General features: G+C 66.0%; 20 protein-coding genes. 3 read left to right on the top strand and 17 right to left on the bottom strand.

The features are described 5' to 3' along the window. Positions 1-97: 97 nt before the first annotated feature. The 3 genes from Q7V20_RS02635 to Q7V20_RS02645 all read right to left on the bottom strand — a co-directional run bounded on the left by Q7V20_RS02635 (position 98) and on the right by Q7V20_RS02645 (position 2,382). A complete protein-coding gene (locus Q7V20_RS02635; RefSeq protein WP_304786886.1) occupies positions 98-1,771 on the bottom strand; it encodes a DNA glycosylase AlkZ-like family protein in 1,674 nt (557 codons plus the stop codon). Beyond that, positions 1,768-1,938 carry a type I restriction-modification system subunit M N-terminal domain-containing protein gene (locus Q7V20_RS02640; RefSeq protein ID WP_370652394.1) on the bottom strand — a complete coding sequence of 57 codons (171 nt, stop codon included), beginning with the start codon at positions 1,936-1,938 and terminating at the stop codon, positions 1,768-1,770. The genes Q7V20_RS02635 and Q7V20_RS02640 overlap by 4 nt, the downstream gene beginning before the upstream one ends. A gap of 81 nt (positions 1,939-2,019) precedes the next feature. Next, positions 2,020-2,382, bottom strand: coding sequence for a DUF1428 domain-containing protein (locus Q7V20_RS02645; protein WP_304786887.1), 363 nt, complete (start codon positions 2,380-2,382; stop codon positions 2,020-2,022). A gap of 105 nt (positions 2,383-2,487) precedes the next feature. Here Q7V20_RS02645 and Q7V20_RS02650 point away from each other — a divergent pair, with 105 nt between their 5' ends. Further along, entirely contained in the window at positions 2,488-3,060 is a 573-nt protein-coding gene (locus tag Q7V20_RS02650; protein WP_304786889.1) for a GNAT family N-acetyltransferase, read from the top strand. 20 nt (positions 3,061-3,080) lie between these two features. Here the strand turns inward: Q7V20_RS02650 and mdoH are convergent, their stop codons facing one another. The 9 genes from mdoH to tssK all read right to left on the bottom strand — a co-directional run bounded on the left by mdoH (position 3,081) and on the right by tssK (position 18,970). Continuing rightward, positions 3,081-5,264, bottom strand: coding sequence for a glucans biosynthesis glucosyltransferase MdoH (gene mdoH, locus Q7V20_RS02655; protein WP_304786891.1), 2,184 nt, complete (start codon positions 5,262-5,264; stop codon positions 3,081-3,083). Beyond that, a complete protein-coding gene (locus tag Q7V20_RS02660; protein WP_304786893.1) occupies positions 5,261-6,808 on the bottom strand; it encodes a glucan biosynthesis protein G in 1,548 nt (515 codons plus the stop codon). The genes mdoH and Q7V20_RS02660 overlap by 4 nt, the downstream gene beginning before the upstream one ends. 219 nt (positions 6,809-7,027) lie before the next feature. After that, entirely contained in the window at positions 7,028-8,407 is a 1,380-nt protein-coding gene (locus Q7V20_RS02665; protein ID WP_304786895.1) for a sigma 54-interacting transcriptional regulator, read from the bottom strand. Next, positions 8,404-9,045, bottom strand: a complete 642-nt coding sequence (locus tag Q7V20_RS02670) for a hypothetical protein (protein ID WP_304786897.1) — start codon at positions 9,043-9,045, stop codon at positions 8,404-8,406. Before Q7V20_RS02670 ends, Q7V20_RS02665 begins: the two co-directional genes overlap by 4 nt. After that, positions 9,032-10,456 carry a sensor histidine kinase KdpD gene (locus tag Q7V20_RS02675; protein ID WP_304786899.1) on the bottom strand — a complete coding sequence of 475 codons (1,425 nt, stop codon included), beginning with the start codon at positions 10,454-10,456 and terminating at the stop codon, positions 9,032-9,034. The genes Q7V20_RS02670 and Q7V20_RS02675 overlap by 14 nt, the downstream gene beginning before the upstream one ends. 238 nt (positions 10,457-10,694) lie before the next feature. After that, positions 10,695-12,605 (bottom strand): M48 family metallopeptidase, encoded by a 1,911-nt coding sequence (locus Q7V20_RS02680; RefSeq protein ID WP_304786901.1) that lies wholly within the window; start codon positions 12,603-12,605, stop codon positions 10,695-10,697. Positions 12,606-12,674: 69 nt separating this feature from the next. Further along, positions 12,675-16,214, bottom strand: coding sequence for a type VI secretion system membrane subunit TssM (gene tssM, locus Q7V20_RS02685; RefSeq protein WP_304786903.1), 3,540 nt, complete (start codon positions 16,212-16,214; stop codon positions 12,675-12,677). Between the two features lie 16 nt (positions 16,215-16,230). Beyond that, the gene (locus tag Q7V20_RS02690; RefSeq protein WP_304786905.1) at positions 16,231-17,580 is read right to left on the bottom strand and encodes a DotU family type VI secretion system protein; all 1,350 of its coding nucleotides are present in this window, start codon (positions 17,578-17,580) and stop codon (positions 16,231-16,233) included. 52 nt (positions 17,581-17,632) lie between these two features. Beyond that, a complete protein-coding gene (gene tssK / locus Q7V20_RS02695) occupies positions 17,633-18,970 on the bottom strand; it encodes a type VI secretion system baseplate subunit TssK (protein ID WP_304786907.1) in 1,338 nt (445 codons plus the stop codon). 170 nt (positions 18,971-19,140) lie between these two features. On the opposite strand from tssK, the gene Q7V20_RS02700 reads away from it, so the two are divergent. Then, a complete protein-coding gene (locus Q7V20_RS02700; protein WP_304786909.1) occupies positions 19,141-19,404 on the top strand; it encodes a hypothetical protein in 264 nt (87 codons plus the stop codon). A 110-nt stretch (positions 19,405-19,514) separates the two neighbouring features. Continuing rightward, complete coding sequence (locus Q7V20_RS02705) at positions 19,515-20,060, top strand: OmpA family protein (protein ID WP_304786911.1); 546 nt, start codon at positions 19,515-19,517, stop codon at positions 20,058-20,060. Here Q7V20_RS02705 and Q7V20_RS02710 read toward each other — a convergent pair. From Q7V20_RS02710 to tagH, 5 genes are all read right to left on the bottom strand, one after another. After that, complete coding sequence (locus tag Q7V20_RS02710; protein WP_304786913.1) at positions 20,051-21,592, bottom strand: methyl-accepting chemotaxis protein; 1,542 nt, start codon at positions 21,590-21,592, stop codon at positions 20,051-20,053. The genes Q7V20_RS02705 and Q7V20_RS02710 overlap by 10 nt on opposite strands. A gap of 26 nt (positions 21,593-21,618) precedes the next feature. Then, positions 21,619-22,401, bottom strand: a complete 783-nt coding sequence (locus tag Q7V20_RS02715) for a transporter (protein ID WP_304786915.1) — start codon at positions 22,399-22,401, stop codon at positions 21,619-21,621. Positions 22,402-22,585: 184 nt separating this feature from the next. Continuing rightward, positions 22,586-22,972 carry a DUF4280 domain-containing protein gene (locus tag Q7V20_RS02720; protein ID WP_304786918.1) on the bottom strand — a complete coding sequence of 129 codons (387 nt, stop codon included), beginning with the start codon at positions 22,970-22,972 and terminating at the stop codon, positions 22,586-22,588. Positions 22,973-22,999: 27 nt separating this feature from the next. Then, positions 23,000-23,758: a PP2C family serine/threonine-protein phosphatase gene (locus Q7V20_RS02725; RefSeq protein WP_304786920.1), complete on the bottom strand. Its 759-nt coding sequence runs from the start codon at positions 23,756-23,758 to the stop codon at positions 23,000-23,002. 19 nt (positions 23,759-23,777) lie between these two features. Next, positions 23,778-25,547: a type VI secretion system-associated FHA domain protein TagH gene (gene tagH / locus Q7V20_RS02730; protein ID WP_304786922.1), complete on the bottom strand. Its 1,770-nt coding sequence runs from the start codon at positions 25,545-25,547 to the stop codon at positions 23,778-23,780. Positions 25,548-25,550 lie beyond the last annotated feature (3 nt).

The following is a 25,550-nucleotide window of genomic DNA, read 5'->3' on the forward strand; positions in this document are numbered from 1 at the left end:
CGCCCTGGGGCATATTGAAGCAGATCGGATGACAGCACCATCCAAAACACGTCCAAAGACGTCCAAAAACACGTCCAAAGACGTCCAAAAACAGGCATCAAGAGGCCGACGCCTCGGCCAGCACATAGTACGCGGCACGCCGCTCGCCCCGCTGAACCAATTGCCCCGAATCTCGAAGCCGCTTGAGCAGGTCACGCGCCTGAATCGATGTCAAACGGCAGAGGTCGGCCACCTCATTGCGCTGAATCCGCCCATGCTGGCGCACGTAGCTCAACACCAGTTGCTCATGCTGCAAGGCGCTGAAACCCACCTGACGGGTGTAAGCAACCTTGTTGCCATCAGCCTGGTACACGCCCGCGGCCAAGGTGTAGCTGCGGCCTCGGGCATTGCCGTGGGCCTGTACCAGGCCCATCTCGACCAAGGCTTCAAGCGTCCGCTTGGCCTGGGCGGCTTCGCGCTGGATGTGCGTGGCCAGCTCTTCGGTGCTCAGGCGTTTGAGCTCACGCAGGGCGGCCAGGGCGATCAGACTGTCGATGGGCAGCGCTTGCCCGCGCTTGCTTTCCTGGTCGATCACCAGCTTCAGAAAAGCCTCGTCGGCATCGACTGTGGCCAGCTTGAGCACCACGTTGTTCACATCGGTGCGGCGGTAGTCGGGCTCGGGGCGGCCAAAGCGCAGCATGCCCCGGTAGATCTTGTCCACGCCCCGGCCTGAGCGCTCCACCACGCCCACGCGCTTCATGGCGTCGGCCAGGGTGCGGTTGCGCGGACGGGGCTCGGTGGTGAGCAGGTTGGCCAGGGTCACGCCATCGACCAGTCCGCCGGGGTTGCTGATGGTCAGGCCTTCGTCGTCCAGCCGCACGTGCACGGCGGCCAGGCGGTGGTAGTCGCGGTGCACCAGGGCGTTGGCCACGGCTTCGCGGAAGGCGCCCAGGTCCACCTTCGGCACGGGCACGCGGAACAGGCCCACCTGGATCTCGCGCTCGGGGTTGTAGGGGCGGAAGTTGGTTTCCAGCCAATCCAGCGCCTTGAGCAGCGGGAAGCGGCGGAACTCGTTGAAGCCCACGGCCTCACGCGCCAGCACCTGGAAGGCGAACTCGTGTGTGGGCAGCAACTCGCGCAGGGCGGCCTCTTTGCCCACCAGCAGCAGGCCGGTGAGGGTGGGCGCGCGGCCACTGCCATCGGGCAGGCGGGCGGTGAGGCCCAGGGCGCCATCGAGCGCTTCGTCGTCCAGCTCCAGCAGCACGCGGTCGCCGCCGTACTGCTGCACGCACTGGCGCAGGCGCTCGCGCTCCAGCGGGTCCAGATCGGCCAGGGTGGCGCCCGACACGATCTGGGCCGAGGCATCGACCAGGCCAAAGCTGCTGACGCGGCTGGCCCGGTCATGCGGCAGCATGGCCACGCACTCGGGCTGGCCATCGGGCTTGATGCGGCGGCGCAGGTACACGCCGCTGGTGGTGGCGACTTCGCCCTGGGCCTTGGGCACAGCGATGTGGGCCACGGGCACGCCATTCAACCTGACGGGCGTGACGACCACGGGCAGCGGAGGCGAGGTACGGGCGGCGACCATGCCTGCCAGGCCGGTCAGTTGCAGGTGATCAGGGTGCAAGCCGGTGGGCGTGCCATCGTCTTCCACGCCCAGCCACAACTCGCCACCCTCGGCATTAGCCAGGCAGACCACGGCCTCGACCAGATCACGGTCAGGCAGGCGAGTTCTGTCGCTTTTGAACTCGATGGTGAGTGATTCGCGCGGAGGAAGAGTGGGCGGGCTCATGGTGATGGGCTGACCTGTTCCTTGCGCTGCTCGAACACGTCAGAGCAGCGCTTGAGGAACAGCATGCCGAAGATGTACTCCTTGAACTCGGAGGCGTCCATCTTGCCTCGCAGGATGTCGGCGGCCTTGAAAAGGTGCCGTTCAAGCTGTTGCAAGGTCAAGGGCATGTCGGGGATCCTGTCGGGAGCGGGTCACTGCGCGGCCATGTTGGGTTTGGCCAAGAGCAGCGATTCTCCCTTATCGGCCGATCACATCTCCACAATGCTTTTGAACCCACCAAAGAACATGCGCGCGCCATCAAAGGGCATCTTGTCGGGCGACATCATGTCCTTCAGGCGCGGGTCTTCCATGACCTTGGCATTGATGGTGTCGCGCTCTTCGCGCGAGTTGTAGATGATCCACGAGAACACCACGACCTCGTCGTCCTTGAGCTGCACGCTTTGCGGGAAGGACGTGAGCTTGCCGGGCTTCACGTCGTCGGCCACGCACTCCCAGTACTCAAGCGCGCCATGTTCCTTCCAGACCTTGCCGGCGGTTTCAGCGATCTCGCGGTAGTCGTCGAGCTTGGCCTTGGGCACGGGGAGCACGAATCCATCAACGTAGTGAGCCATGTCATTCTCCTTGAGGGTGATTGGGTTCTGCAGTGTCGCAAACTGGGCTAAGGTGGGGCCCGGCCCAGGGGCGATGACCCCATCATTCATCAGGGAAGCCATCACATGATCAGAACCGCCACGGCCGCGGACGAAGCTGCCGTCATCAGTGCCCTCGTGCTGGCTTTCAGCACCGACCCGGCCGTGCGCTGGACCTGGCCCGACCCGCAACAATACCTGGCCAACTTTCCGCCTTTCGTGAAGGCCTTTGGTGGGCGGGCCTTTGCATTGGGCACGGCCCATGTGACGCCGGACTTTGCCGGGGCTGCGCTGTGGTTGCCGCCGGGCGCCGAGATCGATGACGAGGGCGTGACCGACATCGTCGAGACCACCGTGTCCAAGCAGGCGGAGGACGATGTCTTCCCGCTGCTGGAGCAGATGGGGCTTCACCCCCCGAAGGCGCCGCACAGGTACCTGCCGCCGATCGGGGTGGACCCGGCCCGGCAGACCCAGGGCCACGGCGCGGCGCTGATGAAGCACGCCCTGACCGCGTGCGACCGTGATGGGCAACTGGCCTACCTGGAATCGACCAACCCGCGCAATGTGCCGTTGTACGAGCGGCATGGCTTCGAGGTGTTGGCTCGCTTGCAGGTGGGCAGTTCGCCACCGATCTTTCCGATGCTGCGCCAGCCTCGCTGAGAAGGCTGGCGCGTCTCACCTCAGGCGTGCGAGCGCGACAAGCTTGATTCCGCGCCAGCGCGTGGGAACAGCACCGCCGCCCGCCACTGCTGCAGGCTGCCCGGCTCACTCAAAAAGCGCATCACCTCGGCGGGTGTGGGCTTGGCGCCCTTGGCCGCCAGTTGCTCGATGCGCTGGCGGCGCGCCTGGCCGCGCAGGCCTTGCGAGGTGCGGCGCGAGCCCATGGCCCCGCTCACCACCGCGCACAGGCGGGGGTTGTCCAGCACCTGGCCCCAGGGCAGGGGATCACTGCTCTGTTGGGCGTAAGCCCAGGCGCGGCGCAGCACGGAGGGCGACCACGACTCTTCAGGCACCAGCAGCAACTCGGCCTGGCGCACCTTCTCGCCCAAGCCTGTGCGGCTGGTGATCACGGTGAAGGGGATGGCCAGCAGCAAAGGCAAGCCCACCGGCAGCAGCCAGATCAAAGCTGGCGGGTGGAGCAGGGCCAGCACAGCGGCAATCACCAGCACGGCGGCACCGGCGCCCGCAAAGCGTTGCGTCGCTTCCTGCCAGCTCACATCGGTGGCTTCACGCGGGGGCGATTTCCAGTCCAGCTTCAAACCGGTCAGGGCACCGATCACGAAGATCGAGTGCGCGACCATGCGCAAGGGCGCCTGCATGGCCGACAAGCCCGCTTCGATGAACGCGCTCTTGACCAGCTTCGAGGTGCCGCCATAGAAGCGCTGTTCGTCCTTCATCACCACGGCCGTCACGCCCAGCAAGCGCGGCAGCACCAGCATGGCGATGGTGCTCGCCCACAGGCCCATCACGCCAATCGTCAAGTCGCCTTCAGGCGTGAAGAACACATTGCCGCCCACCAGCCACAGCATCGCGCCCAGGGCCACGTAGACCAGCCACAACGGGGCCGACAGGTAGGCCATGGCGCCCGTGATCAGCATGCCGCGGTGCACGGCGTGCAGGCCCGGCTCGGCGATCAGGCGGGCGTTTTGCAGATTGCCCTGGCACCAGCGGCGATCGCGTTGCAGCTCCGCCAGGATGTGGGGCGGTTGCTGTTCGTAGCTGCCCACCAGGTCGGGCACCAGCCACACGTGGTAACCGGCGCGGCGCATCAGCGCGGCCTCCACAAAGTCGTGCGACATGATCTCGCCGCTCAGGCCGCCTTCGCCTTCCAAGGGGGCCAGCGCGCAATGCTTCATGAAAGGCTCGACGCGGATGATGGCGTTGTGGCCCCAGTAGTGGGCCTCGCCCAGTTGCCAGTACTGCATGCCCGCGGTGAAAAGGCGGCCCGTCACGCGGGACGAGAACTGCTGGCCACGCGCATGCACGGTGTTCAGGCCGCAGCCTTGCGGCGCGGTTTGCAGGATGCCTGCGGTGGGGTGCGTTTCCATCAGGCGCACCAGGGTGACCAGGCAATCGCCGCTCATCACGCTGTCGGCATCCAGCACGACCATGTAGCGGTAGTTGCGGCCCCAGCGGCGGCAAAAATCGGCCACGTTGCCGGCCTTGCGCTTGATGCGGCGTTGGCGCCAGCGGTAGAAGATGCGGTCGCTGTTCAAGGTGCCACGCAGTTCTGACCAAGCGGCCACTTCGGCGGCGCGCACGGCCGGGTCGCTGCTGTCCGACAGGATGAACACGTCGAACAAGCGATCAGCGCCCGTGGTGGCCAGCGATTCGCAGGTGGCGCGCAGCCCGGCGAACACGGTGCTCACGTCTTCATTGCAGATGGGCATGATCACGGCGGTGCGGGCGCTGGCGCTCAAAGGGCGGTTGCTGGCGGTGTTCTTGGACAGCGCATGCTGGTCGCCTTTCACCAGCACCCAGAAACCCATCACGGCGGTAATGCAGCCCGCAGAGACCCAGGCGAACAGCAGCGCGAACAGGCCGATCTGCATCCATTGCAGCAGAGGGTGTTCGTAAGTGGGTTGCGAGTAAGCCAGCACCGTGGTGGCCAGCACCGTGCTCAAGGCGATCAACACCATCAACACGCGGCGGCGCACGCGTGCGGCCTGCTCCCAGGCGGCTGGGGCCACCCCGGTGCTTGCCGTGGTGGTCGCGTCGCTGGCGGGGCCACGGCCCTTGATGGCATCCCGCAGCCCGCGCGTGAAGCCGCGCCAGGGGTGCGCCACCATCGGGCCACGGGCGTGCAGGGGCATGCTGGGGCCGAAGGCGCTCACGCCCTTGGCTCGCCGGGGCTGACTGCTCATTGGGGGGGAATGACGTTGGTCCATGTCTCGCTCACTGGGTCGTTGCCGTGTTGCAAAAAGGCGCGCAGTTCGACGGGCTGCGTGTCCTTGATCTGTTTGACCTTCAAGGTCATGCGCCAGGTGCGGTTGCCCCCGTTGCGGTAAAGGTTGCGTTCCACGATCTCGCCGTTGGCATCGCTGCTGACCACGGCCTTGAGCACCGCGGTGGCAGGCAGCTTGTCCAGCGCTGGGCCGGTGAATTCGACGAGGTACTGGTGCTCGTTGGCGGCCAGCGCATCCAGGCCCTGGCCCACGCGCGATTGCGTGACCCAGGCGGTGGGGGGGCGTTGCTGCTGTTCGCTTTGCCAGCGCATCTGGTAGGACAACTTCAGGGGCTGGCCAACGGCGGGCAGCTTGGCGGGCACCCAGTAGGCGACCACGTTGTCGTGGGTTTCGTCTGGGGTGTTCAGTTGCACCAGTTCAACGCGGCCCGGGCCCCAGTCGCCTTGCGGCGCGATCCAGGCGCTGGGGCGGCGGTCGTAGCGCGCCTCGGCGTCTTCGTAGCTGGCGAAGTTGCGGTCGCGCTGCATCAGGCCAAAGCCGCGCAGGGACTTCATCGCGAACGAGGTCGTCAGCGTCTGCTTGGGGTTGATCAGGGGGCGCCACAACCACTCGCCTTCGCCGGTGGCCACCATCAGGCCATCGGAGTCGTGCACCTCGGGGCGGAAGTCGCCCGGGCGCGGTTGGTTCTCGCCCGACAGGAACATGCTGGTCAGCGGCACCGCGCCGAAGGTGGCGACGGGGCCGCGCAGGAAGAGCTGCGATTGCACGTCGGTGATGGTGTCGATGCCGGGCTTGACCTCGAAGCGGTAGGCGCCGGTGGCGCGGGGCGACTCCATCAGGGCGTAGACCACGATCGACTTGGCGTTGGCCTTGGGCGTTTCGATCCAGAACTCCGAGAAGCGCGGGAACTCCTCTTTCTCGCCGCCCACCGTGTCGATGGCCAGGCCACGCGCCGACAGGCCGTAGTGCTGGTTCGCGCCGATCGCGCGGAAGTAGCTGGCGCCCAGGAAGACGATGACTTCGTCCTTGTACTTGGCCGTGTTCATCGGGTAGTGCACACGGAAGCCCGCGTAGCCCACATCACCCCAGGTTTGTGGCGACAGCTTGTTCTGGCCGTAGTCGAAATCGTCGCGGTTGAAGGCGATGTGGCGCACCTCGCCTTTGGGCGTGATTTCGTTGATCAGCACGGGCTGGTTTTGCAGCTTGCCCAGGTGGAAGAACATCAGCTCGAAGGGCAGCTTGTCCTGGCGCCACAGGGCGCGCTCGGGCTTGAAACGGATGTCGCGGACCTGGTCGTAGCTCAGGGCCTTGAGCTCGTCGGGCAGGGTGGATGGGCGGGGCTCGTAGGGCTTGGCGGCCAGTTGCTGGGCCTGGGTGGCCACGTCGTTCAGGTCGAAGGCTTTGGCCTGGGCGGCTCCAACCAACAGGGCCGCGCCCGCCAGCAACCAGCCGGGCAGCGTGCGGGCTGTCCAGGTGGCAAGGCGTGAAGCGGCGGTGTCCATGCGGTGGTCCAAGGCGATTGCAAAAAGAGTGGTCCTGGGCCTCTCTTTCGCAATGCGCGTGCCACGCTGAAAAACCTTTGTGAATCAACAGCTTGGCGTGGGTCTGTCGCCAAACTCGCCAGAAATGCCGCGATGCAGCAGCCAAAGCGTCGGGCCAGCCCGACGAGCACCTCGGTAAGAGGTGCCAAGTGCTTGATTCGTAAAGAAAAAAGCTTGTCGCTATTCGGCGACAGGCCCGTCGGCGCGGAACACGCCCGGGGTCAGACCATGCTTTTGCAGCAGGCGGTAGAACTCGGTGCGGTTGCGGCCGGCCAGGCGGGCGGCGTCGGCCACGCTGCCGTCGGTCAGCTTGAGCAGATCGACCAGGTATTCGCGCTCGAAACGCAGGCGAGCCTCTGTGAAAGTGAGCACTTCCACACTCGGAACCCGAAGCGCCCGCTGCACCAACGCCAGGGGGATCAAGGGCGTGGTGGCCAGCGCGCTGACCTGTTCGACCACGTTATGCAACTGGCGCACATTACCGGGCCAGGGCGCGGTGGCCAGGGCCTTGACCGCCTCGGGCGCGAAGCCGTTGACGCGCTTGTTGTACTTCAGGGCCAGCTTGGCCAGGAAGTGGTTGGCCAGCAGGGGGATGTCTTCGCGGCGCTCGGCCAGGGTGGGCAAGGTCAGCGACACCACGTTCAGGCGGTAGTACAGGTCTTCGCGGAACTCGCCTTCGGCCATGGCGGCGTCCAGGTCGCGGTGCGTGGCCGACATGATGCGCACGTCGATCGGGATGGCCTGGCTGGCACCCACCGGCCGCACCACGCGCTCTTGCAGCACCCGCAGCAGCTTCACTTGCAGGGCCACCGGCATGTCGCCGATCTCGTCCAGGAACAGGGTGCCGCCATTGGCCGCCTGGAACAGGCCCGCGTGGTTGGCCACCGCGCCGGTGAAGGCGCCCTTGATGTGGCCGAACAGTTCGGATTCGAGCAGGCTTTCGGGGATGGCGCCGCAGTTGACGGCGACGAAGGGGTGCGAAGCGCGCGGGCTGGCGCGGTGGATGGCCTGGGCCAGCACCTCCTTGCCGCTGCCGCTTTCGCCCCGGATCAGCACGCTGGCGTCTGAGCCGGCCACCAGCTTGGCCTCGGCCAGCAACTCGGCCATCACGTTGGAGCGGCTGACGATGGCTTCGCGCCAGGATTCGTTGGCGGTACTGCCCTTGCTGGAGTCGTTGCTGGGCGAGCCCAGGGCCAGGGCCTGGCCGATGGTTTCCAGCAAGGCTTTGCCGTTGAAGGGTTTGGTCAGGTAGGTGTAGACGCCGCGCGAGGTGGCCTCGACCGCGTCGGGGATCGTGCCGTGCGCGGTCAGCAAAATCACAGGCAGCGAGGGGTGCTTGGCGCGGATGGCGTCGAACAGGGCCAGGCCATCTTTGCCGGGCAATTGCACATCGCTGAGCACCAGTTGCGGCCGCTCCATGGCCAGGTGCGACAGGGCCGCTTCGGCCGATTCCACCGCCGTGACGCGGTAGCCCGCCGCCGTCAGGCGCATCGACAGCAAGCGCAGCAGGTCGGGGTCGTCATCGACCAGCAGTACATGGGCGCCAATGGGGGCGCTCATGGCTTTTGAGCGGGCTTGGCCGACGAGGCCTGGGGAGCGGGCCCGGCGTTGTTGCGGCTGTTCAGGCTGCGTTCGATGGACTTGAGCGCTTCCAGCTTTTCGTTGAGCTGGTCGAGCTTGCGCTGGTTGTCCTTTTGCGCGTCGCGCAGTTGCTGGTTGACGCGCTCGGTCTGCTCCTCGGCGCGGCGTTGCTCGGCATAACGGCTGGACAGCAGCCGGGCCAAGCCATGCCAGGCTTGCGCTTCCATCGATGGGTTGCCAATGACCTGGTCCAGCAGGCTCTGGGCCTTGGCCAGATCGCCATTGGCGCGGGTGTAGCCCAGTGCCAGGGCCAGGTCCATCGTGGCCTGGATGGAGGAGGCGCCGTCGCCCAGCCGGGTCAATTCGCGGGACAAATCGGGCGGGGTCAGCTTGGCCAGGCTCTCCTGGTAGGCCAGCAGGTGGCGCGCGGCGGTGTCCACCGGCTCCAGGGTGGGCACGTAGACGATGGTCGGGGCAGGGGGCAGTTCGACCACCTTGGCCTGCGGCGTTGGCTGCAGCGGCGCGCAGGCCGTGGAGGCCCCGGCCGCCACCAGGCACGCCGCGATGCAGCGTTTTCGTGAGCGGGCCAGCCAGGGCTGGGAATCAAATGACAGCATGCGGAAGCTCGATTCGAAAATGGGCGCCCGGTCCTTCGGGCAGCAGGTCCACGCGGCCGCCATGCGCCTCGACGTATTCGCGCACGATGGACAGGCCGATGCCGGTCCCGCGCACGGCATCTTCGGGCTGGCGTTCACCACGGTAGAAGGGTTCAAACACCCGGGCCATGTCGCTCTCGGCGACGCCAGTGCCTTGATCCACGATGTCGATGCACGCCAGCCCTGGTGAGCGGGACAGTGAAAATTGGATGGTAGCGCCCGGCGGGCTGAAGCGGATGGCGTTGGACAAAAGGTTACCCAAAGCCGTGCCCAGTTTCTCGGGGTCCACCTCGACCTGCAGCGGCCCGCCGGTCACGTTCACTTGCAATTGGCGCGCTTGCCATTGCAAGCGTTGGGCGTCGATCAAGCCCTTGATCAGCTCGGCCAGATCGGTCTTGCGGCGGCTCAGGCGGCGGGCATCAAAGGCGGCGGCGTTGAAGCGCAGCAGGTCCTCGATCTGGCTTTGCAGTGCTGCGGTGTTGTGCCCCAGGATCTGGGCGATCTCGCGTTGGTCGGCGCTCAACTCGCCGGCCACGCCGTCTTCCAGCAAGGCCACGCCTTCGCGCAGGGCGGCCAGCGGCGTCTTCAGTTCATGAGAAACATGGCGCAGAAAGCGCGACTTGTCGTCGTCCAGTTCTTTCAGGCGCAGGCGCAGCCACTCCAGGCGCTGGCCGAGCGAGCGCAAGTCGCTGGGGCCCTGGATGTTCACGGGCTCGTCCAGGCGGTTCTCGCCCAGGCCCACGATGGCGCGCTCCAGACGCTTCAGGGGGCGGGTCAGCCACACGCCAAAACCCAGGGCCATCAGCACGGCCAGCGCGATGGCGATCAGCACCTGCCGGGCCAGCGCCGCGCGACCGGCTTCCAGCTCGTCTTGCAGGCGGTGGTTGCGCTGTTCGCTGTCTTTGCGCACCTGTTCGGCGATGGCCGCATTGGTCAGGCCCAGTTCGCGGAACTGCTCGGCCAGGGCCAGCTCGCGCAGGTGCCCGGTGGACTTGGGGCCCTTGAACTGGTCGGTGATCACCGTCAACTGGCCACGCCAGCGCGAGACCAGGGCGGGCGGCAGTTGCTGCGCCTGCAAGTCTTCCAGCACGCGGTTGGCGTCCTGGCTGGCGTCTTCAAAACGGCGCAGCAGCACGGGGTCGTCCAGCACCATGTACTGGCGTGCAGCGCGCTCCATGGCCACGCTTCGTTCGGTCAAATGCTGCGTGCCAGCGGTCAACTGCACGGCGCGCTCGGCGGCGGCGCGGCTTTGCACCATCAGCCGCTCCAGCGTGAACAGGCCGCCCAGCGAGGCCGCCGCCAGCAGGCCGGCGATCAGCAGAAAGGCCGCCAGCAGCAACTGGCGAAAGGAGGCGCGGTAGAAGGTCAACATGCCCAGGGAGTCGAGGATCGATCCGTGGACTTTAACGGTTGACAGGATGCCCTCGGTTCACGAAGGGCGTGAGGCGTAAGGCCCCATGCTTGCGTGCTTAGAAAACCGTGCGCTACCTGGAAAGGCGCCAGGAAAAGATGGAGCGGGGCGAGGTGGGTGATGTCTGTGCCAGCGCGTGCGCCAAGCACGGCCAGCAAAGATGCGGGGCCGTGCACTTGATTCGTGGCTGGACGCAGGCTCAGCGGTTCGGAAAAATCGCCACGTGGGTCAGCTTCTTGAGTTTGTGTTTGAGTGGCTTGTACTGGCCATCCAAGGTGCAGATGAAGACATGCCCTGGCCATTCGTGGGCGGCAATGCGGTTGACCGTGCTCGCCTGCTTGTTTCTCCTGCGCGCCCACCAGGTCAGCTCCAGCGCCACCACGTAGGTCGGCTGGCTGGGGTCGACCGGAAGCACCCGTCTGACCAGATAGGCGCATTTCACCCCGGCGCCTTCGCGGCGCAGGATGTCGATGCCATGGGCACGCAAGGCCGCGTCCATGTCCCCTTCCGTGGCGGGCCTGAGTTCATGGTTCACGTCCAGGGTCGACAGTTGTTGATCTTTGGTCCTTTGCCAGGTGTCCCGCTCACGCCAACGCTCGGCATAGACCTGGGCTCTGGCGTCGTCAAGATGTTCCTTGCAAAAGCCATGGGCCAGTTCGCAAGCGGGTTTGATGGCATCGGGATCGAGCGTCATCACGCGGTCCATCAAGCACAGTCCTTCCTCGTCGCCCAGCTTCAAGCGTTGACTGCCTTCAAGGTACAGCCCCAGCACATGGTCGGCGTTGTCCGCATTGAACGCGATCAGACCGGGCAGGTGATCCTGGTCAGGATGGAGTTGGCCTCTCAGTTTCAAGGTCTCGATGCGCTCGTCCTGGTTGGGCGTGGCCAGGGCTTCGAGTTCGACCAGGCGCTGGCGCTGCGCTTGAACAGCCTGATGTTGTTGAGACCAGGGCTCGGCCACGCGTTGGTGCCATGCCGTCTGCAGGCTTTTGCGCAGAGCCTCCACATGCGCACCCAGCCAGATTAACGCGGCGGACGGGCCTTGCAGGTCCGTGGGAGGTTCAGTGATGGCACCGGCGCCCGGCAAGGCCTGAAGGCGTTGACTCAGGGCGGGGTGGGTGTCATCGACCTGGGGTTGTCGGTTCAGGGCTTGGCGAAGCCATTGCCCCACCTGCTCTGGGGGCACGGGTTGAATGGCCTGCGAGGCCCAGCGAGCCGACAGGTCGGAGGGCGGTGATTCGGTGTCGGCCATGCCTTTGAACGTGCGTTCCATGAAGGCGTCGTACTGGGCCGCTGCCACATTGACGCGCTTGAGCGCGCTGGCCGCGGCGTTGGCGCCCACCAGTTCGGCGGAGGCCGCGTCCGCCTGGTACTCGTTCGTGCGGGCCAGGACGAAGGTGTAGGCGTTGAAGTAGGGCGCATACCAGGCCACGATCCGTTGCAAGGGTTTGCCGAACCAACCTTGCCATTGGGATGCCAGGCCCTGGATCGTGCCCCAGGTGTTGCGCAGGCGGTAAATGTAGGCCGCGAAGCGGGAGTGTGAGCCCGCCAGGTGTCCGTACTCATGGGCGACCACGGCCAAGGCTTCCTCGGGCGACAGGCTTTCAAGCAGTGGCAGCCCCAGGATCAGGTAGTTGCGTGGCCAGCCAAACAAGCCGAAGAGCGGGCGTTGCAGCACGGCGGCATTGACTTCGTCGGTGATCAGCACGTGGTGAAAGCGGGGCCCTTTCATGCGCCGACGCATGTCGTCCATGGCGTCGAACAAGGCTGGCGCCTGTGCACGGTGCAAGGCCAGACCCTGAGGCGCGGGCAGCCGCGTGAACAAGGCCGACAACGATGACTTCACCAGCAGCCACAGTGGGATGGCGAGGATCAGCAACAATTTGCCCAGCTTGAACAGCAGGATCAAGGCCTTGCCGCCCGACAGCAGTACCGCCAACGAGGCCCCCGCGATGATCAGCAGGCCAGCCCCGGCGAAGCTGAGGATCAAGGCCAGGATGCCAAAACCGAGAAGGGCCAGCAAGGCCACTTTGATTTGGTACAACCCGGGGGATTGGGCGCTTTCGCGCTCAAGTCGGGCCACCATTTGCTCGAATCGAGTTTGGTCCATGAATCCCTCCCTTGGGATTGTGTTGTTGCTCAGCCTGCATTGTCAGGCAGGACGGCCACTGTCCTCAGGTCAAAACGCCCCTGGGCACCTGAACTGCTGGATCTCGCGCAACCTGAAGGGATTGAATGCGCTGCTGGACGTTACTTCCAGCTTGGCCCGCTTGCCGTCCACATTCACCACCACGGTGAAGCGCTCCGGCTGCCCTGAGGGCTGAACCTCAAACCGGTCAAACATCCGGAACAGCGCCCAGGGCCCATCAAAGGTCACGCCCGCACCACCGGCCGACAGCTTGATCTGCGAGGCCACGCGCTGGCTGGGCCAGTTCACCGTGACCGGCGTGGTGTTGCCCGCCGTGAACTTGGTGATCTGGCCATCGATGTCCAGGTTCAGCTCCTTGGCGCCATCCAGCAACTCCAACGCGCGGATGTCCACGCGGAAGGACGGCGCCTTGCCGCCATTGCGGAAGAACACATCCTTGATGCGGGCGGCGCGCTGGAAGTCGGCCAGTGACGACGGCGAGGGTGGCTTCGTGCCATCGGTCAGCGGCTTGAGCGACCAGGGGTTGCTGCCCGTGTCCACCAGGTTGACCAGCTTGCGTTGGTAGAAGTCGTCGATCAAACCGCCTTGGCCGAAGAACTGACCGAAGTCGTCCGGCATGACATTGGCCTGCGAGCTGGCGCTGAAGGGGTAGCGGCCCGAGATGGCGCGCGCGCAGAAGTCGGCGATGGGCTTGATCTCGTCGCTCAGGCTGGCGCGCTCGGCCACGCGGCTTTGCGAGGCGCCCGCGTCTGACAGGGCGGTCAGCATCGACTTGATGGGCTCGGGTTGCTGGCCAGCGGCCGCCTTGATGCGGTCGGCACCACCGGCGGGAGGCGGGGGCGACTTGCTCTTGGCTGCGGCGTCCACGGCCGACAGTTGCACATAGACCTCGTTGAACATCTTCAGCGTTTCGTCGATGGGCGCGGGCTGGCCGGTGACCTGGCGGCGGATGTCGGCGAAGTGGTCGTCCACGATGCGCTCGATGGGGCCAGCGGCCACGTCGGAGGCGGGCACGGGTTGCGCACCGCTGAGCGCGGCCAGCTCCTTGCGGGCGGCCTCGGCCTTGTTGGCGGCATCGGTCAGGGGGTTGCCGCCAGCGGCGGCAGCGGGCGCGGGCACCAGCGTGGTCTCGCGGGCCACGGCGCGCAGGTAAGCGGCCAATGGCGAATCGATGGCGGACAGCACACGCGCCACCTGGATGCTGCGGTCCAACCCGCTCAGCTTCACCAGGTGCACATCGGCCAGGTAGGCGTCCCAGGTCTTCACATAGTCTTCCAGGTAGAGGCGGCGCACGCGCTTGGGCAGCTCGCCGGTCAGGGCGATGTCACGCAGCTTGGCCGGGTCGGTCTTGGTGCCCAGGATCCAGCCTTCTTCGGTGGCCAGTTGCAAGGTGGCTTTCTCCACCGATTTCTGGAAGGCCTTTTGATAGCCATCGCGCGTGTACAGACCCGGGATGCCCTTGGTCAGCGGCTGGCCGCTGGTGCGCTCGAACACCTGCGCGGCGTTGGGGCCGGCAGCGCCCGCCACGGTGAACTCGGGGATGTCCGCGCCGGTCTGCGCGCGTTTCAGGCGGCTGTAAACGCGGTACTCCAGCGGGTAGGACACCAGCATGTCGCGCACGCTGGCCACCAAGGCGGTGTCCATGGCCACGACGGGTTGCGGGGCGCCTTGCGCGAGGGCGGCTTCCAGGTGCGAGTTCAGCGCGCCGCGTTGTTCAGGCGTCAAGCTGTTGGCCAGGTTCACTTCCCAGTCGATGCTGATCCAGGCCTTGAGCGTGTCGGCGTCGAACTTGTCGGGCGTGTACAGCATCAGGTAGGCCTTGAGGGCCTCGTAGGCGAACTCCAGGTTGTCCTTGTTGGCGCCGCGCAGGCGCTCTTCCAGGCGCTTGGCCACGCGCGGCATCAGCGCATGTTGCAGCAGGTGGTTGAAGCCCTGCTGTGCGCCCGCGTCCAGCTTGTCGCCCTGGTACAGGCCCAGGGTGTGCAGCAAGGGCGGGTGCGCGATGTCGAACTCGGCTGGGTGGGCGGCGTTGCGCACCAGGTCCAGGATGGCGGGCAGCGGCGTCACATCGCCGGTGTTGGCGGGTGGGATCGCGTTCACGGCCTGCTGCAGCTCGGGCAACTTGCCCTGGATCTGCGCGATGTAGGCCTTGTTGCGGCTGTAGCTCACGGCCCAGCCCACCAGCAGCGCCGTGGCCAGCACGCCAATGCCCGCCAGGGCCGCGATGCGCAGCACCGTGCGGCGTTGCTCTTCTTTCTTGTTGACGCCAACCAGGCCTTGCTCGGCAAAGATCACGTCGCGCAACAGGCGGTGCAAGAAGAAGCTTTTGCCCTTGCCGCTGGACAGCGAGGCCACCTTGCGCTCCACGCCAAAAGCTCTGGCCAGCGTGCCCATGACGCGGTCGATGGGCGTGCCTTCTTGCGTGCCGCTGGCAAAGTAGATGCCGCGCAGCAGCGGGCGTTGCTCGAACTGGCCGCCACCGGTGAAGACCTGCGTGAGGAAGTCCGACAGCACGGGCTTGAGGCTGGCGAACTCTTGCGGGAAGGCGAACACGGCGGCGCGCTTGAGCACCTCGCGCTCGGCGTCCATGCGGTCGATCAGGCGGTCGCGCAGGCGCTGCTCCAGCGCGCCAAACTCGCCCATGAAATCACCCAGCGGCGTTTCCTTGTCTTGCAGCGGCGCGTCCGCGTTGTAAGGCAGGCTGAAGCCCCACACCTGGTCGCGCTCTTCCTTGTTCAGCTCGCCAAAGCTCTCATTGAAGCCGGCGATCAGGTCGGCCTTGGTCACCAGCACGTACACGGGCACGCTCAGGCCCAGCTTGTCGTGCAACTCCTGCAAGCGCGCGCGCAGCTTGGCCGCGTGCTCTTGTCGTTCATGCACGCCTTGCTGCAGCAGGTCCTGGATGTTGACGGTCAGGATCACGCCATTCAAAGGGCGGCGTGGACGGGTCTTCTTCAGCAGCGCCAAAAAGCCATCCCAAGCGGCGGCGTCAACCTTGCTGTCGGACTCTTGCGTGGTGTAGCGGCCGGCGGTGTCGATCAGCACGGCCTCGTCGGTGAACCACCAGTCGCAATTGCGTGTGCCGCCCACGCCCTTGACCGAAGCCTGCCCCAGCTTCTCGGCCAGCGGGAAGTTCAGGCCCGCGTTCATCAGGGCCGTGGTTTTGCCCGAGCCCGGCGCGCCGATGAAGATGTACCAAGGCAGTTCGTACAGGTGCTGGCTGCGCTTGAGCAGCGAAGGCTTGCGAGAAGTCTGAAGCACGCCCATCGCTTGCGTGAAGCGCTCGTTCAGCGTGGCCACTTCACGGTCAGACGCGGATGGCCCTCCCGTCATGCCCTGCACCAATGCGGCATTGGTGCGCTTGCGCTGCCAGGCGCCATAAGCCACCTTGGCCGCCAGCAGCAAGAACAACACGGCGATGATCGCCAACCGCACCCAGACCGAGTCGAGCGGACGCGACTCGCCAATGGCGATCAGTGGCCCGACCCACCAGATGATGGCCGACAGCGCGAGCAAGCCCAGCACGGCCAGGAACAGGGGGTGCAAGAGCACCTGCAACAACTTTTTCATGCGGCGATCCTGAAAATCATTGAGCGGCGGCGGGTTGCACGAAGAGCGTGACTTCCACGCGGCGGTTCTTGGCGCGGCCCGCGGGCGTGCTGTTGTCCTCGACGGCTTCGGCGTCGGCGCGGCCTTCAGCGCGCATGCGCTCGGGCTTGACCTGGTTGGACGCCAGCATGGTCTTCACCGAGTTGGCTCGCTCTTGCGAGAGGTGCCAGTTCGAGGGATAACGCACCGAGCGGATCGGCTGGTTGTCGGTGTGGCCGGTGATCAAGACCTGGCCAGGCACGCCATTCAAACCCTCCGCGATGCGCACCAGCAGCGGTTTGACGCGGTCGGCGATGTCAGCGCTGCCGGGCTCGAAAAAGCCATCGCCCTTGATGGTGACGATGGACCGGTCGGCCAGGTCACTCACGGCCACCAGGCCTGCCTCAATCTCGGGCTTGAGGAAGCCCGCCAGGCGCGGGGCCGGTGCGGCCACGGGCGGTGGCGGCGGTGCCGTGACCGGCGCCGCCTTCACGTCCAGGCTTTGCAGTGCCGAGAAGGTGGCATCTGACTGGCTGTTGATGCCAAAGCGCATGCCGATGAAGGCAAACATCAGCAGCACGCCCACGATGGCGCCGATCACCCACATGGGCAGGCCATCGCTCAAGCGAGCAGTCTGCGCGGGCACGCCCTGCCAGCGCGGTGACAAGGTCTTGTCGTAGCCGCCCCGGCTCTTGCGCAGCAGGTCGGCCAGGCGCACGCGCACGCTGTCGAGCTGGGCTCGGCCATCGGTCTGCACCTTGTAGCGGCCTTCAAAACCGAAGGCCAAGGCCACGTACAACAACTCCAGCAAGTCGCGGTTGGTCTCGATGTTCTCGGCCAGCTTGGACATCAGCTGGAAGACTTTCTCGCCGCCCCAGGCCTCGTTGTGGAACTGCACCAGCAGGCTTTGCGCCGACCACGCGCCCGAACTGCCCCAGGGGGTGCTCGCGGCCGATTCGTCCAGCAGCGTGCACAGCACGTAGCGCGCGGCAATCACCTGCTCGTTGGGCAGGCCGCGTTGGCGCGACTGCGCCTCGAACTTGCGGATGCCATCGGCCAGCGCGTCTTTCAGACCAGCTGGATTGGGGTGCTGGGCCATGGCGCGGATGCGCGGTGCGGCGTTCAGCAAGGGCGCAGCGGCCGACACCAGTGGGTTCAGGCTGGCGCTCATCAGCGCATCCAAAGTGACCGAGCCAGCGCCAGGCGGCAACCCGCCAATGGGCGCGGACGACTGCGCAGCGGCAGGCGCAGCAGCACCGGCGGCAGGCGCCCCCGGCTTGCGCCCCGCGCTGGGCTTGATGATGGTGCGGTCGGATTCGAACGCGGCGAAAGGATCTTCTTCGCTCATGGCAACCTCAAGAACTCAAGGGACCGCTTGATGACTGGGCTTGGCGCCCGCGTCACGCGCGGATGGCCCAGAACTGCAACTCCAGGCCCGGGAACTCGCCAGCGATGTGCATGGCCAGGCCGCCCGAGGTTTCCAGCTGCTTCCACATGTCGTTGCCACGCGTGTCCAACTCAAAGTAGTTGAAACCGGCGTGGTACGGGATCTGGCGCGGCGCCACCGGCAACGGCCGCAGTGTCACGCCCGGCAGCTGCAGGTTCACCAAATCGCGGATGCGCTCGACCGTGCCGATCTTGACCTGCGTGGGAAAGCGCACGCGCAGTGCATCGGCCGGCATCTGCGCGCCCACGGCCAGCACGAAGCTGGCGTTGCGCTGCAATTCAACGTCGGGGATGGTGGCCACGCGGATGCCGTACTTGCGGTCTTGCAGCTCAATCGGGATGGCGGTTTGCTCCAGCACCGCCGACAGCGATTGGCGCAGGTCCTGCATGACGGCGCGAAAGCAGGGCGCCAGGTCGTCGTGCTTGTACTCGGGCAGGTTGGCGGGGCGGCGCTTGTCGCGGAAGGTGGACAAATCGCCGGCCAGGCTCAGGCAGGTGGCGTACAGGCGCTCGGGGTGCAGCACCGACAGCTTCTGCAGGTGCACGAACACCGGCTCGTTGCGGTTCACGGCTTCCAGCAGCAGGAAGTCGGCGATCTCGCCCACGCCGCCTCGGCCGCCCTGGCCCATGCGGGCGGCCAGGGCCTCGCCGCGTTGGTGCAGCATGCCGTGGATCTCGCGCACATAGCCATCGAGGATGGCGTTGTTGGGCGCGTGCAGGGTGGGCGCGACGTAGGTGGTGTCCAGGATCAGGCGGTTGTCGGCGCGGCGCTCGACGATGCGTGCGGCGCCCAGGTGGGTGTAGCCCTCGCTGGCATCACGGGCCAGGATCAGGCGCAGGTTCAGGCGGCCGATCTGCAGCGGCGCTTCGCGCTCGGCGGTGGCGTTGGTGTCGGCCACGTCGACCTCGGCCACACGGAAGCGAGGGGGCATGGAGCCGCCCGAGTCTTCGGCGTCGGATTCGGCCACGCCGGGGCGGGCCAGCGAGACGGCCAGCACGACCAGCTCGTTGCGCGCGTCCAGCGGCACATCGAGCGCGGCGGGGGCGGCGTCATGGCCGGGGATGTGGAAAGCGGTGCCATCGGGCAGCACGCCGCTGGCCGAGGCCAGGGCGATCTTGCCCTGCGCCATGGCCGCTTCGTCGAGCACCAGCGAGTAAAACCCCCAGCCGTAGCCCAGGCTGGAGGCCAATCGCGCATCCAGCTGATGCGCCAGGTAACGATCGTGCTGCTGGAAATGTTGCGGCTGGAGGAACATGCCCTCCGTCCAAACCACCTTGTTGTGCCAGGTCATATCCGAATCGTGTGTAGGGCTGATCTTGAACTGTACGTTACAGAAGGGGCATGACAGGGCGGGGAGACCCCCCTAGCAGCTCAAAAATCGCGTGCAGTTTGGAATCAGTCGGCGCAAAATTGCCACAGGTTGATTTCGGCCTGCGGGTCGGCTTTTCATGGAGGCACCCCATGGACATCAAGCTTCACCGATTGGAATCGTTTTCAGCCCAGGACCCCCAGGGCCGGGCGCACAAGGTTTACGGCTACGAACTCATGGCGCGCGCCTACCCGTGGCTGGACGCGGCCGTGCAGTGGGAGCCCACCGGGGTGGTTGAATACAAGCTGGCCAGTGGCGAGCACCTCGACCTGGGGCGTGATGGCTCCTTGCATGGCGCCCAGAGCGGCGTGCACCTGCGCCGCACCACTTTCGCCAGTTCAGACACAGCGCACTGAACCGCCCCCTTGATTCAGGGCGGACAGTGCCCGCTGAAGTCTCTATGATGTCAGCTTGAGCCCCCGGCGTGTCCGGGGTGCCCCCATTGTTTGACCTCGGGAGATTGCCCATGAAATTCGCTCAATTCGCAGTCCCCGCTGTGGCCGCCCTGATTGTGCTGGCCGGCGGTGTGTTTTCCCCGGCTCAGGCCGACAGCGCCCTGGACATCGGCTCCAAAGTGCCTGACGCCAAGGCCATCAAGGAAGGCCTGTTCCCCGAAGACGCTTGCAAGGAGCTGGAGGCCAGTGGCTTCAAGTGCATGGGCTTCAAGCCCGCCATCCGCTATTCGCTGCCAGCGTCGTCCTTCCAGTTGGGCTCGGCCGAAGTGCCACCTTCGCTGAAAAAGCAGCTCGATGTGTTCGCCGAGGTGCTCAAGTCCAAAAAGGGCTCGGGCAGCGTGGTGAAGATCGAAGGCCACGCGGATGCGTCGGGTTCGGCCGAAGCCAACCTGGTGCTGTCGCAACGGCGCGCGGATGCGGTCAAGTCTTACCTGGTGGAGCAGGGTGTGGACCCGACCCTGCTGGCCTCGGTCGGCGTGGGCACCAAGAACCTGAAGAATGCCAGCAACCCGTTTTCGGGTGAAAACCGCCGCGTTGAAATCGGCCGTCAGAACTGATTCAGCCGGAACACGCTGACCGCCTTCACCAGCTCGGCGGCCTGATGCTTCAGGCTCTCGGCCGCCGCCGCTGATTCTTCCACCAGGGCCGCGTTCTGCTGCGTGACCTGGTCCAGCTGGGCCACCGCGCCACTCACCAGGTCGATGCCGCTGGTTTGCTCTTGCGTGGCCGAGCTGATCTCGCCGATCAGGTCGGTCACGCGGCGCACCTGGGCCACGATGTCGTCCATCGTTTGCCCGGCGTCGTCCACCAGGCGCGAGCCGGTCTGCACCTTCTCCACGCTGTCGTTGATCAGGCCCTTGATCTCTTTGGCGGCGCTGGCGCTGCGTTGCGCCAGGCTGCGCACTTCCGAGGCCACCACCGCAAAGCCACGGCCTTGCTCGCCCGCGCGGGCGGCTTCCACGGCGGCGTTCAGCGCCAGGATGTTGGTCTGAAACGCGATGCCGTCGATCACGCCGATGATGTCGCTGATCTTGCGGCTGGACTGCGTGATCTCGGCCATGGTGCCGACCACTTGCGCCACCACGCTGCCCCCTTTGGCGGCCACGTCGCTGGCCGAGCTGGCCAGTTGCGAGGCTTGGCGCGCGGTGTCGGCGTTATGACGCACGGTGCTGCTGAGCTCTTCCATCGAGGCGGCCGTTTGTTGCAGGTTGCTGGCTTGCGTTTCGGTGCGGTGGCTCAGGTCGGTGTTGCCGGTGGCGATCTGGCTGGAGCCGGTGGCGATGTTCTCGCTGCTTTGGCGCACGGTGCCCACGGTGAGGATCAGGCTGTCGTTCATGGCCTTGAGGGCGGTGAGCAACTGGGCGGTCTCGTCGCTGCCGCTGGTGTCGATGTGCGAGGTCAAGTCGCCACTGGCCACGGCCTGCGCCACTTTGACCGCGCGGCCGATGGGCAGCACCACGCCGCGGCTGACCACATGGCCGATGCCGAAGAACAAGGCGCCCGAGATCAGGGCGGTGACGACCATGACGGTGCGTGCGAGGGTGGCGGTTTGGTCGCTGGCGGCCTGGGCGGTTTTGGTTTGCGCTTCGATCAGGTCACCCAGCTCACCCATGGATTTTTCCAGGCTTTCAAAGGCGCCTTGAAACGAGGCCAGTTTGGCCTGGGCCGCATCGCGGTTGGTGAAGGCCAGTCCGATCACCTCGGTGGCGCTGGCCAGGTAGGCGTTCAAGGCAGGGCGGACCTGGGCAGAGGCCTTCACGATCTCGGCGTCCAGCGGCAATTCGTCCAGGGTCTTGAACGAGTCGCGGAAATTGCCGATGTGCTCGGCCAGCGCGGCCTTGGTGTTTTTTTCTTCGGCCGCGTCTTGCTGCAGCGAAGCGAGCATGGCGCTGAGCACGTCGGCGCGCAAGGCGTCGTGCATCATGTCGGCCTCCATTTGCGCGCGCAAAGCCGTGCCGATGGTGGCGATCTTGGCGGTGTCGGACGACAGTTTGTAGACCGCCGAGTAGCCCGTGGCGCCAATCAGCACCATCATGACCAAGCCAATCAGGCTGAAGCCCAGCAGTTTTTGTTGGATGGTGAGTTTCATGCTCGTGCCCTTTCTGATTGCCAAGCTCAGAACTTGATCGAGAAGCCGACCGTCCACTGCCGATCGGGGGTGTGATCGTTGGCGCCGAATGAGACGGCGCTGTCTACCTGCATGGTCGGGGTGATCAGGTAGGCCATGCCGACGTCGTAGGTGACGACGGAGCCGCCGTTCTTGGCCGAGGTCAACTGGTGGCCGGCCACTTCCACGAAGGTTCTGAATTCGTCGGTCCAGGCTTTGCCGACCACGACAGCCAGAGAGCCCGCGACATAGTGCTCGCCCGCGTCATTGGTGTCGCGCAGCACGCCGGGCATCAGGCCCAAGGACCAGTCTTGCGGAAACTCCCACTCGGCCACCATGCGCACCGAGGGGCGCACGCCGTGGCCACGGAAGGGCTGCGAGCCGCTGTCCAGATCAGCGTGGAAGAGCCAGCCCACGGAGGGGCGGCCGGTGGCCTCGTCGCCATCGTGGGTGTGCCATTTCAGGCCGATGGCCACGTCGGCGAAACCATGGTCCTGGCCGTCGCGGATGAAGCCATCGGTTTCCAGGCGCAATTCGGTGTTCTCGGTGAGGCCGTAGCGCAGCAGGGTGGGGGTGGTGCGCGTGGTGGTCTTGACGCCAGCGACCTTGTCGCTTTCAGAAGCGAAGGAGGTCTCGATCTGGAAGCGGCCTTTGCCCACGACGTTGCTGGATTCGACCACATCGGGGCGGTCGGTGGCCATGGCTTCTTCTTCGGCGTGTGCGGCCAGGGGCAGCAGCAGGCTGGCGGCCAAGCCGACAGAAATGATCTTGGTGGGGATGCGTGCAGCCATGGCGGCTCCTGAAAGGCTGATGAAAGGGTGACTTCACATCAGTCAGTACTTCAGGATTGATGCACTGTTCATAACGTCAATTCAGGCGGGGGGTGTAGGCCCGCCGTGGTGCATCGCTGACGTTTTCGGAAAGTGCTGCGGCTTTCCGTGACAAATGCACGGATTTGCCAAGGTGCCTGGAGGCCTACGGAATCATGTGCGTGGTCTGCCCCGCATTCGCGAAGGTGATCACGCCACCCCAGATGCAGTTGAGCATGGAGATGTTGTCCAGCGCCGGGAAGTTCTGCAACATCACCGTGGCGGCGCCGGGTGACCAGGGGGCGGGCGTGTTGGGGATGCACGGCATGGGCGTCAGCACCCCCAGCGCGGCGGCGGTGGCGGCGGCGACCATGGGGTTGCCCGGGCAGTTGCACATGCCGAAGGGCGGGATGTTCATGATGGGCACGTGGTCCATGATGTTGGCCGCGACCATGTGGCTGGTCATGATGGGCTTGGGCGTGGGGATCAGCGTGCTGGGGGCCACGCCGAAAGTGCACTTCATCATGGCGCCCATGCAGGTTTGTTGGGGCATGTCGGGGCTCCTTTAAACGGCGGCGGTTCAGGCGGAAGGCGTGGCGCTGGTCCACACCGTGAGCGCGCTGAAGTTGTCATGGCTGGGCTTGTGGGCGGCGTTGGTCAGCACGGTGGCTTCCAGCACGTCCAGCCAGGCTTGGGGTGATGGCGCATCGATCAGCGATTGCTCCAACACCTCATCGTCCACATACTCCCACAGCCCGTCGGTGCAGAGCAGGAAGACATCGCCATCTTCAACCGCCACGGCCTGTTCCGGCACGCCCACTTCCAAATATTCGGCCGGGGTGCCCAGGGCCGATTGCAGTTCGCTGCGCTTGGGGTGGGTGCGCATGTCTTCGGGCTTGATCAGGCCGCCGTCGGCCAGGGCCTGCACCAGGCTGTGGTCGCGCGTGCGGGTCTGGATGCGGCCTTGGCGGAACCAGTACACGCGCGAATCGCCCACGTGGGCCCACAGGGCGGTTTGGTCGATGAAGTCGATCGCCAACAGGGCCACGGTGGTGTGCATGTTGGCTTGCACCGTGCCATCAATGCGGTGATCCAGGATGACGTGGTTGGTGCCGACCACCAGTTCGCGCAGTTGCGGCGAGGTGGTGGCCGGTTGCGCGGCAAAGCCGTTGAGCACGTTCTGCACGGCCAGCTTGGAGGCGATGTCGCCACCGCCATGGCCACCGGCGCCATCGGCCATCACGCAGCACAGGTGGCGGTCGGAGTTCCAGTGGCCGCAGGCGTCTTCGTTGTAGCTGCGTCCGCCTTGCTTGGAGATGATGGCGATTTCGAGTTCCACGGGCGGGGCTTCTTTCTTCTCAGTGCTTGCCGTCTTTGAGCTGGTCGATGTGGGCCTCGTAGGCGCGCAGGAATTCGCGGCCGAACAGGTCGTGGAAGTCTTCAGCGGCTTCTTCGGAAATCTGGCCGTAAAGCTCTTGAAAGACTTCCCAGAGCTTGGCCTTGCGCGTGGCAGGCAGCAGGCTGTTGATCACGGATTTCTGCGTGAGCTTGCCTTCCAGGATGGCCGGGTCGAAGCGCTTGAGCACGCCTTCCAAGGCCGCCTTCATGCCGGCGACAAAGCCGAACTGGTGGGCGCGCAGGTCGTCGTAGGCATCGCGCATGGCGGGGGCTGGCTGCATGAAGCCGCGCGCGGGTGGGGTCAGCAAGTGCGTCAGCGCGACCTCGACCGAAGGTGAGAACTTCAGCGGGTTGTTTTCACGCGCGACGATCATGGTGACCTCGGCGCGGATCTCGCGCTTGAGGGCGGCGCGGGCCACCAGCAGGTCCACGGTGCCCTTGGCGGATTCGTGCAGCAACTGGCCGATGAGTTTCATCATCTCGGGCGTCAAGGCATCGATCTGCAGGCTGGGCACGCCCAGGCCTTCGCGGAAGGCGGCCAGCAGGGCCTGGACATCGGCGCTGTCGGCAGTGCTGGAGGTGGGGCGCGGTGCGGCTGCGGGCGATGGCACATGTGCGGGTGCCGGGGCGGCGGCAAAGGCGGCCGGTGGCGGCGTCGGCGTGGCTGCCGGTGCGGTGGGCCTGCTGGCGGGCCGGATGATGGTGCGCCCTTCGGCGCCACCGGCCTGGTCGCCCCAGGACAGGACCGCGCCTTGCGGAGCAGGGCCACTGGCGGGCGCGATCGGCGCTGCAGGTGGGGGTGCCGCTGGCTTGGGGGCCGCCACCCTGGGCGCGATGAAGGGCGTGTTCAGCTCGGACACGTTGTCGGCCATGGCATCGCTGCCCGCCGAGGCTGGCCCGCTCATGAAGGAGCGCAAGGGGTCGGTGTTTTGCGCGGTGTTGGGCTTGGCCAGCGGGTCCTGGAAGGCAGATCCTGCCAGCGGGTCGCCGCTGCGGTTGCTGGCCGGGCCCAGGCCGAACAGGTTGTCCAGCGAGTCTTCGGCGGCGGTGGCGCGGATGCCCACGTCGGGGACCAAAGGCGCTGCGGAGGGGCCGCCCAGGCCCAGGCCGAAGTCATCAGGGATGGCAGACGGTGCGGCGCCCAGGCTGCGGCCCAGGTCGTGGGCGGGCACGGGGTCGGGTGCGAAGGGATCCCAATCCAGGGGGATGCCGCCAGAAGGCGCGCTGGCGGCGGCCGGGCTGGGGCTTGGGCTGCTGAAAGGTGAGGGCGCCGGGCTGCCCCAGGCGGAGCCACCGCCGCTTGATCCCAGCGAGGCAAACGGGTCCATGGGCGCGGTGGCCGCAAACGCAGGCGGTGCGCCCGCCAAGCCGCCCCCAAAGCCCATCAGGTCCGCGAAAGGATCAGCGGGCGCGGCGGCACCCGCGCTGGCCTCAACCGACAACACATAGCCGCCAATCTGCACCTGGTCGCCCGCCTTCAAGGGGGCTTCAGCGCCATTGCCCAAGGCCCGGCCATTGACCAGCACCGGGTTGCTGCCCCGGTCGACCAGGGCGAAGCCACCGTTGCGGAACGCCACCTGCGCGTGCACGCGCGAGATCGTTCGCTCGGGGTCAGGCAGGATCAACTGGTTGGTGTCGGCCCGGCCGATGGTGCCGCCCAGTTCGTCAAAGGACGCGGACAGGCGCTCGGTGGGGCCGCCGTTGAAGGTGAGGATGGTCAAGGTAATCACGAC

The organism is Aquabacterium sp., from assembly GCF_030652515.1.
Taxonomy (GTDB): domain Bacteria; phylum Pseudomonadota; class Gammaproteobacteria; order Burkholderiales; family Burkholderiaceae_C; genus Aquabacterium.

Excerpts from the sequence above, each read along its gene's own strand:
- mdoH (WP_304786891.1), bottom strand. The coding sequence starts at position 5,264 with ATGAGCAGTCAGCCCCGGCGAGCCAAGGGCGTGAGCGCCTTCGGCCCC.
- tssM (WP_304786903.1), bottom strand. The coding sequence starts at position 16,214 with ATGAAAAAGTTGTTGCAGGTGCTCTTGCACCCCCTGTTCCTGGCCGTG.
- Q7V20_RS02700 (WP_304786909.1), top strand. The coding sequence starts at position 19,141 with ATGGACATCAAGCTTCACCGATTGGAATCGTTTTCAGCCCAGGACCCC.
- Q7V20_RS02705 (WP_304786911.1), top strand. The coding sequence starts at position 19,515 with ATGAAATTCGCTCAATTCGCAGTCCCCGCTGTGGCCGCCCTGATTGTG.
- Q7V20_RS02660 (WP_304786893.1), bottom strand. The coding sequence starts at position 6,808 with ATGGACACCGCCGCTTCACGCCTTGCCACCTGGACAGCCCGCACGCTG.
- Q7V20_RS02670 (WP_304786897.1), bottom strand. The coding sequence starts at position 9,045 with ATGCTGTCATTTGATTCCCAGCCCTGGCTGGCCCGCTCACGAAAACGC.
- Q7V20_RS02645 (WP_304786887.1), bottom strand. The coding sequence starts at position 2,382 with ATGGCTCACTACGTTGATGGATTCGTGCTCCCCGTGCCCAAGGCCAAG.
- Q7V20_RS02675 (WP_304786899.1), bottom strand. The coding sequence starts at position 10,456 with ATGTTGACCTTCTACCGCGCCTCCTTTCGCCAGTTGCTGCTGGCGGCC.
- Q7V20_RS02715 (WP_304786915.1), bottom strand. The coding sequence starts at position 22,401 with ATGGCTGCACGCATCCCCACCAAGATCATTTCTGTCGGCTTGGCCGCC.
- Q7V20_RS02690 (WP_304786905.1), bottom strand. The coding sequence starts at position 17,580 with ATGAGCGAAGAAGATCCTTTCGCCGCGTTCGAATCCGACCGCACCATC.
- Q7V20_RS02710 (WP_304786913.1), bottom strand. The coding sequence starts at position 21,592 with ATGAAACTCACCATCCAACAAAAACTGCTGGGCTTCAGCCTGATTGGC.
- Q7V20_RS02680 (WP_304786901.1), bottom strand. The coding sequence starts at position 12,605 with ATGGACCAAACTCGATTCGAGCAAATGGTGGCCCGACTTGAGCGCGAA.
- Q7V20_RS02720 (WP_304786918.1), bottom strand. The coding sequence starts at position 22,972 with ATGCCCCAACAAACCTGCATGGGCGCCATGATGAAGTGCACTTTCGGC.
- Q7V20_RS02650 (WP_304786889.1), top strand. The coding sequence starts at position 2,488 with ATGATCAGAACCGCCACGGCCGCGGACGAAGCTGCCGTCATCAGTGCC.
- Q7V20_RS02635 (WP_304786886.1), bottom strand. The coding sequence starts at position 1,771 with ATGAGCCCGCCCACTCTTCCTCCGCGCGAATCACTCACCATCGAGTTC.
- Q7V20_RS02665 (WP_304786895.1), bottom strand. The coding sequence starts at position 8,407 with ATGAGCGCCCCCATTGGCGCCCATGTACTGCTGGTCGATGACGACCCC.
- Q7V20_RS02640 (WP_370652394.1), bottom strand. The coding sequence starts at position 1,938 with ATGCCCTTGACCTTGCAACAGCTTGAACGGCACCTTTTCAAGGCCGCC.
- tssK (WP_304786907.1), bottom strand. The coding sequence starts at position 18,970 with ATGACCTGGCACAACAAGGTGGTTTGGACGGAGGGCATGTTCCTCCAG.